General features: G+C 50.2%; 7 protein-coding genes. All 7 read right to left on the bottom strand.

From position 1 onward, the window contains the following. Positions 1 to 207: 207 nt before the first annotated feature. Entirely contained in the window at positions 208 to 636 is a 429-nt protein-coding gene (locus AC6ESP_RS15805; protein ID WP_497097685.1) for a hypothetical protein, read from the bottom strand. A 66-nt stretch (positions 637 to 702) separates the two neighbouring features. Beyond that, on the bottom strand, positions 703 to 1,707 hold the full coding sequence (locus tag AC6ESP_RS15800; RefSeq protein WP_497097684.1) for a hypothetical protein: 1,005 nt from the start codon (positions 1,705 to 1,707) through the stop codon (positions 703 to 705). Between the two features lie 680 nt (positions 1,708 to 2,387). Next, positions 2,388 to 3,926, bottom strand: a complete 1,539-nt coding sequence (gene guaA / locus AC6ESP_RS15795) for a glutamine-hydrolyzing GMP synthase (protein WP_497097683.1) — start codon at positions 3,924 to 3,926, stop codon at positions 2,388 to 2,390. A 270-nt stretch (positions 3,927 to 4,196) separates the two neighbouring features. Further along, positions 4,197 to 6,707, bottom strand: a complete 2,511-nt coding sequence (locus AC6ESP_RS15790; protein WP_497097682.1) for a transglutaminase TgpA family protein — start codon at positions 6,705 to 6,707, stop codon at positions 4,197 to 4,199. Then, on the bottom strand, positions 6,700 to 8,214 hold the full coding sequence (locus tag AC6ESP_RS15785; RefSeq protein WP_497097681.1) for a DUF58 domain-containing protein: 1,515 nt from the start codon (positions 8,212 to 8,214) through the stop codon (positions 6,700 to 6,702). The genes AC6ESP_RS15790 and AC6ESP_RS15785 overlap by 8 nt, the downstream gene beginning before the upstream one ends. A 2-nt stretch (positions 8,215 to 8,216) precedes the next feature. After that, entirely contained in the window at positions 8,217 to 9,248 is a 1,032-nt protein-coding gene (locus AC6ESP_RS15780; protein WP_497097680.1) for an AAA family ATPase, read from the bottom strand. 133 nt (positions 9,249 to 9,381) lie between these two features. Then, the gene (locus tag AC6ESP_RS15775; protein ID WP_497097679.1) at positions 9,382 to 10,770 is read right to left on the bottom strand and encodes a polysaccharide deacetylase family protein; all 1,389 of its coding nucleotides are present in this window, start codon (positions 10,768 to 10,770) and stop codon (positions 9,382 to 9,384) included. Between the last annotated feature and the right edge of the window lie 72 nt (positions 10,771 to 10,842).

Below are 10,842 nucleotides of genomic sequence, written 5' to 3'. Positions count from 1 at the left end.
TGCGTAAGAGGTGATTTTCCGGAACAAGTGTATATAACTCCGCATGAAATGATGCGGTTAATTGTCTACCTACATGCAACAAAGTCGTTCAACTCGCTTTTCCTTTTTTTTCATTATACAACAAACCCAATGCCTACGCGGCATTGGGCTGTATTTTACAGAAACTGTATTCGTTTTGCAGGGCTCTCGAATTCGAGGCTCATTCTTTTAGTCTTCTTGTGTTCGATATTCTTCAACAGCTTTAAAAAAATTTTCTTCAAAAGCCAATTCGTTTGAATTATATTCATCGAAAGGTTTATCTGAAATGTAAATTATTAAAATTTTATCGGTTTCGTAATATCGTGTTAATTTTCTGAACTCGGTATTTTCCAAATTATTCTTAATTTGTTCGAAATCCTTTTTAAGCCCCTCATTAGTCGAATATGATTTTAGAATAATGTTAGCAGGATAATACTGCAATCTATAAAAATGCGCATCTTTAATATCAATATTAGTTGGATTTGTTGACTCAGTAAGTACAATATCATGATCATTCAATAATTCAGTTATATTCTTAACTGACACATCTTCTTTAGTACAACCAATAAGTAATATCATAAAAGAGACAAATAATATAAAAAAGAAATTTCTAGTCATATACTCTTTACCTCCATTAAAAGAATAAGAAAGAGTCTTGAATCAACTCTTTCTTATTATAGCATATCAGAATGTCTTACCTGTACTTGTACGTTGATAAAACGCGTTAGATTCAGCGTATGTTACTGTAAGAGCACTACCAGTTAAATTAACACCGCCAAGAGTACCGCCGAATTGCAGTTCACCTGTTTTAAAGTTGTGTTCGAAATCAAAGAATACTTTATTATTCGTAGTTCCAGCTGTCTTAGTGAAATATACTGTGATAATCCCGCTATCTGTCTGGTAATCTCTATAAACTCCATTTACAGTAGAAGTGCTTCTGCAAGCGTTAGGAGCAAGTGTTGTTGATCCGTCATCACGAACATTCCAAACAACACCATTTGATGATTCAAATCTTTTATTTACTCTTGAACTTGAACTAACAGTTCCATTATTATCATATCCACTCTCATACGAGGTATATCTAGTAGGATATTTTGTGAGATCCCAAGTACCACCTACGTTACAAACTCCACCCTTAACATATGTTGTTTTCGCATAGGATTTTACAATTCCAACTTCTTTGAGTGAACGAAATGCCATAAGATCATTCATGTCAGGAAGGTTATCCCAGCCAGTGATATCAACGAAATCAAAAGTACCAGAGTATTGATATTGTTGTGTAGAAGAATTATATAAAAGTGTGGTATCAGTCAATGAAAGTTGTGAACTTGTAGACATCGGAGAAATTGTAGATGTTGTTTCCTCTCCTTGCTCAACAATCTCCCATCCATTATTAAGGTTATATTCCAGGATTTTTTGCTGTGCAATTTCTCTGTGTTCTCTTTGGATTTCACTGAATTTATCCAAAGCGACATCATCGTTTAATGATCTAAAAGCGATGGATGAATTGAACTCTTTATTAGCCTTATTGGTTTCTTCAGCATAAATTTTATCTGCCACCGCTTGGGTTTTTTCTGCAACAGCTTCTCTTTCAGCTTTTGTTGGCACATTCTCTTGTGCAGAAACATTTGAACCTAATCCACTGATAAGTAATGTTAACGACAATAATGCAATAGCACGTTTTCTCAAATTAATTACTCTCCTTTTAGCATATATTTGTATTTTCAAAATGTAGAACAAAGACCCTCCAATTCTTGCGGTTTGTGAAAAATACTTCCAACAAGTTACAACTATATATTAATATTACCAATTCATAAATAGATCTTTTTCACCATTTTTTTCAACTTTAAGGCATTGAATTTTTATAGGACTATATTCCTTATTATGATAATTAAACAACGATTACTATAAGTAAAGGTCATATTCCACCAGTAGAAAATATAAAAAAGCCGCCCATATCCTTGAACGACTTATCGTTCTGTATCTAAATATCTACAGCCTTACTCACAACTACTTTCTCAAAGCTTACATCTGCTCATTGATCTCCCTCTACTTTAACTTGATACGTTCACTGAAATCAGCTTGCTGAGCAGACTTCGCTCGACTGTAACGAAACTTTCCAATCTATGTAGTCGAAACATGTACAGGTCTACATACTTCTTTACTCTTCCGAGAATTTCTTGGTTTAACCTGAGGTAGCGTCAAGAAGTTTATTAATCTTAGTTATAAAAAAACTCCCTTCTATTTGCTTAAACAACACAAATAAAAGAGAGTATTTTTTGCACTTTATTGTTGCAGGTGTACGTTGGATTAAAATGCATTCAGTGCTTGAAACCCTTCAAGCGTATATCAACATTGTAATCCACTGCCTATTCCCACTCGATAGTTGCCGGTGGCTTGGACGTTACGTCGTACACGATACGGTTAACGTTGTCAACCTCATTGACGATACGAACGGAGATTTTCTCAAGAACATCCCAAGGGATGCGAGCCCAGTCCGCTGTCATGCCGTCGATGGAAGTAACTGCACGAATACCTACTGTGTAGGAATACGTACGAGCGTCCCCCATAACGCCAACGCTCTTCATGTTCGGAAGAGCTGTGAAGTACTGCCAAATCTCACGATCAAGTCCGGCTTTGATAATCTCATCACGAAGAATCGCATCGGATTCACGTACGATTGTAAGCTTGTCCTCTGTTACTTCGCCAAGCACACGGATCGCAAGACCTGGACCTGGGAATGGCTGACGCCATACGATTTCTTCTGGCAGTCCGCACTCTTCGCCGACTTTACGAACCTCATCCTTGAACAGAGCTTTGAGCGGTTCAACAAGCTTGAACTTGATGTCCTCTGGCAAGCCGCCTACGTTGTGATGGGATTTGATCGTCTGTGCTGTAGCTGTGCCGCTCTCTACGATATCCGTGTACAGCGTACCTTGAGCCAGGAATTCGAAGTCATCGAACTTCTCGGACTCTTCTTGGAATACGTAGATGAACTCGTTGCCGATGATTTTACGTTTTTGCTCGGGATCATCAACACCTGCAAGCTTGCTCATGAAGCGCTCACGCGCATCAATCTTAACGACCTTCATATCGAATTTGCCGACGAAGGTTTCCATTACGCCCTCAGCCTCACCTTTGCGGAGAAGACCGTGGTCGATGAACATACAAGTCAGCTGATCGCCAATCGCTTTGTGAATCAGCATAGCTACAACGGAGGAATCTACGCCACCGGACAGTGCGCATAGCACTTTTTTATCGCCAACTTGTGTACGAATGTCACGAATAGCATCCTCAATGAAGGTTTCCATTGACCAGTTGCCATCACAATCACAAATATTGTACAAGAAGTTGCGGATCATCTCGTTACCTTGAACAGAGTGACGAACCTCTGGGTGGAATTGTACAGCGAAGAACTTGAGCTCTGGATGGCTCATAGCCGCGATAGGCGCATGATCTGTGCTAGCATCCACTTGGAAGCCTGCAGGAAGCTCCGTCACATGGTCTCCATGGCTCATCCATACGGTTTGGCGCTGATCTAGCCCTTGCGTCAGATGGCTGTTAGCCGTAAAGTCAACCTCTGCTTTGCCGTACTCGCGCTTGCCTGCACGTTCAACCTTACCATTGAGTTGATGTGACATCAGCTGCATGCCGTAGCAAATACCGAATATCGGTACACCGATATCATAAATAGCAGGATCTACTAGTGGAGAATTTTCTTCATATACGCTTGCCGGTCCTCCCGAGAAAATAATGCCTTTCGGCTGTAATTCACGGATCCGTTCTACCGACGTGTTGAATGGCAGCAATTCGCTGTATACGCCCAAATCACGAATGCGGCGTGCGATCAGCTGGTTGTACTGTCCTCCGAAATCAAGGACCACGATCATTTCATTTGGCTTGTTCATTACCGAGCCTCCCTCAATTAATGTAGTAATTATATATAAGGCGCTTTGAACGAGTCAAGGCAAGAGGCGAATGATGTTCTTTTTTTCACCTATACGCCTTATTTCACTGCTTTATTAGGAATATTCTGAATATTCGACAGGCTATATAGAGATTCCGCACTCGAATTTACTGCTTTTTTGGAAGTTTCTTCAACAAAGTAGCTTTATGCTAATATTCGCTTTTTTATACAAATGTGGCTATAAAAAAAGAGGACGTTAGGAATCGAATTCCTAACGTCCGAGCTTGCCGCTTAAGGATTGGACAGCTGCTGCCAGCTCACCTGGCTGCGGCGCCTGCCACTGCTCCTGCTGCCCGAAGCGAGCAGCATCGTCCCAGTCAATGAACCGCCGCAGCGCCTCAGCACGGGCCGGCGGCAATGAGCCAGCGACGGCGGCGGCGTATTCACGCCCCGTCTGATGCGGCGGCCGCGCAATTATGCGCGCGGCGAGCAGCTGCCACAGCGCAGCCGATACGGCAGCGAACTGTGCATGGGCGAAGCCGCGCCCGCCCGCGCTGCTGCGGGCGCCTGCGCCTCTGCGCAAGCGCGCGGAGCTGCTCGCGGCGCTCGCGTCCAGCGCTGCGTAAGCCGCGCCATAGCGGCGCAGCGCAAGCGCGAGCCGCAGCCGCTTATAGCGCGCGGCTGCAACGGCAATGCCCGCGAGCGCGAGCACAGCCGCGCCTGCGGCAGCCAGCGCGGCTGGCGAAGCCGCCGCTGCGCCCTTGACTGCCTCTTGCGCCGCCTGCGCAAGAGCATCCGCTCCGCGTGCTGCTGACGCCAGCAGCGACTTCGCATAAGCTGCCACATCGGTGGCTCTGCCTTCCGATGCAAGCTCCTCAGGCGTGCCGGCATAGCCGCCGCCTGTCTCCTCCAGAGCCGCTGCCGCTGCTGCGGCTCCAGCCGCTACGCCTTCATAGCCCGGCGTCGGATCGAACGGAACCCAGCCTGCGCCTGGGAAGTACACCTCTACCCATGCATGGGCATTCTTCGCACGCACCTCATAAGCGGCTAGTCCTGCATCCGCCTGTGCCGCTGTAAGCGAGCCTATGTCTGAACTGGCTAGCTCGCCTGGAGCGAAGCCCTTTACCCATCGCGCCGGAATACCTTGCGTTCTCAGCATGACGACCATGGCGGACGAGAAATGCACACAATAGCCCTTCCCCTGCTCGAATAAGAAATAGTCGACGAAATCTGCGTCCTTCGGCGGAACCTTACTTCCCTCTATCGAGTAGGTATAGCTCGACCTCAAATAACTCTCCACTGCTTTTACCTGATCATAGCGATTCGTCACGCCTCCTCCTGCAACCTCAGCCGCTAGAGCCGTTACGCGTGCGGGAAGCGCGTCAGGAAGCTGCAGATAGACCGACATATCGTCATCCTGCAAGGTGCCTCCCGCTTCCTCAGCAGCAGCCGCTGCGCCGAATGAATACACGCCTATCCTTCTAAGGGCAGCCTCATCTGTTAACGGAAGCGTACTCTCCACCGTATAGCGTTCGATCTTGGCTGTTTCACTTGCCGCATACAAGGCTCCATCCGAATCGTTGCGAACATACGTATTCAGCTTGCGGCGAGGGTCCGAGGCTACCAGATTGAGCACATGCCCGGATGATCCCGCTGTGAACAGAGGGAGCCCGGATTCAGGCTTGGTCACGAGCACCGTCTGCACGATGCTCGGATGATTAACGGATTCGGCTTCATCCTTGTCTGCCAGCGCAGCCTCTTTGTCCTCGACATCAACCGGATGCAGCGTTTTGCTGTTCCAGTCCGAGCTCCAGCCGCGGCCATCATATACATTCTTCGACTCGCCGCGCCAGTAGGTCCGGACGGGCGACAGACCTGTGAACACAAGCGTATCGTCCTGAGTGAGTGCTGCTCCCAGCTCACTGTCGTCGAAGCCATAGCCCGTTGAAGCCATCGAACTATTAATAGGTCCCTGAGCCATTGTGCCTCCCGTTCGATTGAGCGACAGCACTGAATTCTCCAATCGCTCTGACAGCGATGCCGTCCACCCGGCCGGCTCCGAGTAGGCAGGCTTGCCATCCGCTATGAATAGTCCCGCCATGATGAACAGCAGAACAGCAAATAAAGAGGAGGCCAGCCATTTCGGGTCAAAAGCCTTGCCAAACTCGCTGCCTCCGCCATGAATGCGCTGTACGCGGGCAATCGTAACGATAGCTCCAAGCAGCAGCCCCTCCGCAGTGATCCGCATCAGCCCATCCCGTATATCCATGCCAAGCCAGGTGTGGAGCAGGAGCAAATAAACGGAGGTGATCGCCGCTAGTCCTAACCCCAGCTGCCTCATCCAGATTAGTGCCTGAAGGGCAGGAGCCAGCATCGCGAAGCCCGCGAACAGCATCAGTGTCCGTAGCTCGCCCGACATGGTCCATAGTCCAGTAGAGAACAGGGAATACACATCCCGCCAGAGCATCTCCGGCAATTGCAGCCACCATTGCAGTGCACTTACATCTGCGCTCTTGTACAGCCACATTAGACACAACAGGCAGAGGAAGCCGTTAATCAGCAGGGAGACATACCATTTCGGCTGGAACAATCCCAGTGCAAGCGTACAGCCCATGACAGCGAGCAATGGGCCCAGCTGATAGAACGCTCCCCATTCTCCGTTATTCATCCAAGGCAGCAGCCATTCCATCAGCAGTCCGAAGAGCAGCACACTCGTCAACAGCCGGTAGCCAATCGTTGGCTCCTCTCCATTAGATCGACCCGAGCTATTCGGATTAAGCATAGGATTCGCCTCCTCCTACTGTGCGCGGCAGCTGATTCATCTGCTCGGGAAAAGCAAGCCAAGTCACATGGATGCCGCTGCTCTCCAGCCATCTCTGCTGCTCTCGCATCGCGAATGACAGCACCGATTGCTTCGTTATGATATACAGCTCCATGCGGCAGCCCTGCTCAGCCGCATAAGCAGCGAGCTCTCTCCAGCCCTTCCCCTGACGCCAGTCTGCAGAGAAGCAATGCAGCGTTCCGCCTGACTTCAGTCTCCCAAGCTCCTGCCGTATCCGCTCTACCGACATACCGCTGCCTAGACACAGCCGCGCCAGTCGCTCGGTCAGCAGCAATGAGCTTTGTCTGGTCTTTGCAGCCTTCAGCTTCGCAGCTGCCTTCGCTTGTGCCGGCTGCTGCCTTCCCTCACCCTCGGAATCGCCTTCCCCGGACTCGGCCAACAGACGCACCGCCCCCCCAGCTGCTGCGGCCCATTCAATAGCTTGCGCCGCCCAGCCGGCACAAGCATCGAATAGACGCTCATCCCCTTCATAGGCGGCGGATGCTGTATCCATCACTAGCACCTGCTCAGCAGGCTGCTCCAGCATATGCTGCTTCGTATGCAGGCCACGGCCCTTCGCAGCTGCACGCCAATTGACATGCCTTGGTGAATCCCCTTCGCGGTAAGGCCGGCTATCCGCACCTAGCCCTGGCTGACGCAGCAGCTCTTCCATTCTGCTCAAGCTGACTTCTCCTATATCGCTTGAGCGCTGCTCTTCTTGTCCATCTGCTTCTCCGTTCTTAACGAGGTCTCCCTCCAGCTTAGGCTCATTGCTCGAGCCAGACAATCCTGGCAGACCGGGCAATGCCAGCAGCTCGCCTGAGCAGGCAAGCTTGGTCTTAATTGCTGTTAGACCGAGCCAATCACCAACGGTCACCGTCACTTCACCGAAGTGATATACACCTCGCCTGACGCTCAGAACCATGTAGTCCAATACGAAGGCTCTGCGGAACAAAGGCGCAGCTACGAAACGGTACTCCACCTTAGCCCCCATTGCCTTACTCTCATTCGCCATTTCATCTTGAATGGCTAGCCATACGAATGGAATAGGAAGCCGCCTTGTAATCGTAATCTGAACAGAGGCATGCCCTCCGTCCTTCACTCTCTTCACTCCGATTATTCGACTAGCGGCGAGTCCTCTGACAGACAATAATGGTGCAATAATGGATAAGGCGATAACGAGGCTGAACACCGCTAATAAGAATGCTTCCACTGCTCCATCACGAACGATAACCGCTGCCGCACTGGCAGACCAGCCGAGGACTAATAGCACCCATGCTCCCCATCTTGTACGGTACACAACAGGTCGTTCTGCTGTCCCTCCCGGCCGCCCTGTCGTCCCTTTCTCTCCGAACGGCACCTTCTCAGCGGCGGAAGCCCCACTCGCCGATATGTCTGTACTAGACCCTGTCCCATCCTGTCTAGGGCTGCTACCAGTCCGTTCTTGCCTTGTCTTTCTCCGCTCCACTCTCATCTGAGCCTCCCGGCTGAGGAGCTCGAAGCGACTGAAGCTGGCAGCGGTGTTGCTCTAACGATCCGCATGAGCAGCTCGGCTGCATCCTTGTCCCCCGCTGTGGACATACCCGAATAGACGCTCAATCGATGAGCCAGTACGGGAACGGCTGTCGCAAGCAGATCATCCGGCAGCACATAGCGTCTTCCTTCGATATAGGCCCATGCCTGTGCTGCACGCAGCCAGTCCCTGCCTGCACGCGGGCTGAGTCCCAGCGCAAGGTCAGGCGAGCGGCGCGACGCATCCGCTATCTTCACGATAAATTCAAGTAGCCCCGGATGAACATGTGCCTGCACCGCTTCCCGCTGCATAGCGATCCATTCCTCTGCCATCATAACGGGGCGAAGCTGCTGCGGCTCCATCCGTTGTCCAGAAGCATACTGCTCCAGCATCCGAATCTCATCCTGCTGGCCAGGATATCCGATCGAGATTCGCATCATGAACCGATCGAGCTGAGCCTCTGGCAGCGTGTGAGTCCCCTCGCACCCCAGCGGATTCTGCGTCGCGATAAGCATGAACGGCTCCGGCAGCTTCCTCGTCTCGCCTTCTATGCTAATCCGCCGTTCCTCCATCGCCTCCAGCAGCGCTGATTGCGTTCTCGGAGATGTCCGATTAATTTCATCTGCAAGCACGATATTCGCCATGATCGGTCCCGGCCGATACACAAGCTCTCCGCTCCGGCTATCCCATACGGCACCGCCAACCACATCAGCTGGCAGCATATCCGAGGTGAACTGGATGCGCTTGAACTCACCGCCTATCGCGCGTGCGCATGCATGGGCCAGCATTGTTTTGCCAACGCCCGGAACATCCTCCAGCAGCACATGTCCGCCTGCCAACAGCGCCGTCATCGTCTGCATAACCGCTTCTCTCTTGCCTAGCAATACACTCTCTACTCTATGAATAAGACGGTGCAGCAGCACCTGTGGCTGTTCAGGCCAGCTCCGCGCTTCCTGCTTAGCCGTTTCTGCGAACTTAGGCACAATCATCGCGACATCATCCTCCTGGAAAATAAGATAAACCTCTCTATCTTCCAGTGTCGCCAGCTTCTCCTCTCTTTAGACCTGCTAGAATCCAATATCCCCGCGCTCTTGCTGTATCTATTTCCCTCTCAGCCTCTACTTAATTAACCCATATCTCGCGCTGGCTGGCTGTCATCACATGATCCGTTATTCTCATCCCGAATTGCGTAAGCGTCTGGCGGATCGACACCATGACCTGACTAGGCGTTCCCGCCCCGCTATTACCCGCTTCACCAGACCTCCAGAACAGCTTATTGCCGTCTACATCCGCCTCAACGACTCCGCTCTTGCTATCGAAGTCGACATGCCCGCCGATTCCCTCAGTCAGCTTGCGCAATGACACAGAAGCAACACCGTTCTGAACACTATATTCCTCTGAGGTGAACACCAGCTTACTCTCCCCGATGTGGACAATCAGGTCTGTCTGCTTCAGCTTCTGCTTCACGATCGCGGGCTCACCCTGTCCTCGCTGCTGTGTATAATGCGTAATCATCTCTTTCTCGCTTCCCGTCACCTTCGCCCTATCCCATTTCAGCTTCTTCGCCGTCTGAAAATAAATCGGCTCTACCTCATCGGTCAGCGCCTCAAAAGAATATCCTTTGCTCTTATAATAGGAAATAATAGCTGGCAGGGCTTTGACCGTCTCCGCGTGTCCGCCGCTGTCATGCATCAATACGACAACCTTATCAGCCAGCTTGGAGCTCTTAACTGTCGATACAATCTCAGAAGCCGGCACGTTCCTGCGCTTCGAATCTCCGCTATCCACATTCCAGTCATGCACAATATATCCTGCCGCTGCGAGCGCATCGAAGTAGCCCTGATCAAAATTGCTATAGGTGCCTCCTGGCGCGCGAACGAGATTCGTCCTTATCCCCGTCGCCTTATAGATGGCTTCATCCGTCTCGATAATTTGCTTCGCGAACTCCCCGAAGCTGCCGTAGAGCTCTGCGTACACATGATTGTAAGTATGATTGCCGAGTGCATGTCCTTCTTCAACAATCTGCCTCGCAATAGCAGGATGCTGCTCCACATGCTCTCCCAAGACGAAGAACGTTCCTGCTGCGTCGGCTTCTTTCAGAATAGCGAGCACTTCCTTCGTATGTACACTTGGCCCATCATCGAAGGTCAGATAAACAACTGGCCCCTCTGCTTGTCCAGCCTTACCTTCCTTACTCTCCCTATCAGCAGCTGCAGCAGAAGTACCTGCATCCTTGCTGCCCTTCTTCTCCGCTTGCGATTCACTGCTTATATCTTGATTCGCTGTATAGGAGACTGGCTCCGCCAGCAAAGGCTGTGCTTGATAAAAAGAAGATTCCTCCGCGATATCCTTCATGTCTGGCTCTCCTTGCTCAGCTTGTACGGTCTGTAAGGCGAACAGATTATCCTGTTCAAGCCCCGACTCTCCCTTATAGACGGTAAGCCCTCCTATTGCAACCGTACCTACCCATAACAAGCATGCACATAACGCCGTCTGCATCATTAGCCGCATCGACACTTCCACCCTTCTCTACCTTCGAATTCGTTCTAGTAGATTATATGAGCCGTCAATCTAGCAAATGAC

The organism is Paenibacillus xinjiangensis, from assembly GCF_059686975.1.
The sequence above is the reverse complement of the archived record's forward strand: the minus strand, read 5'-3'. Positions and strand labels throughout refer to the sequence as shown.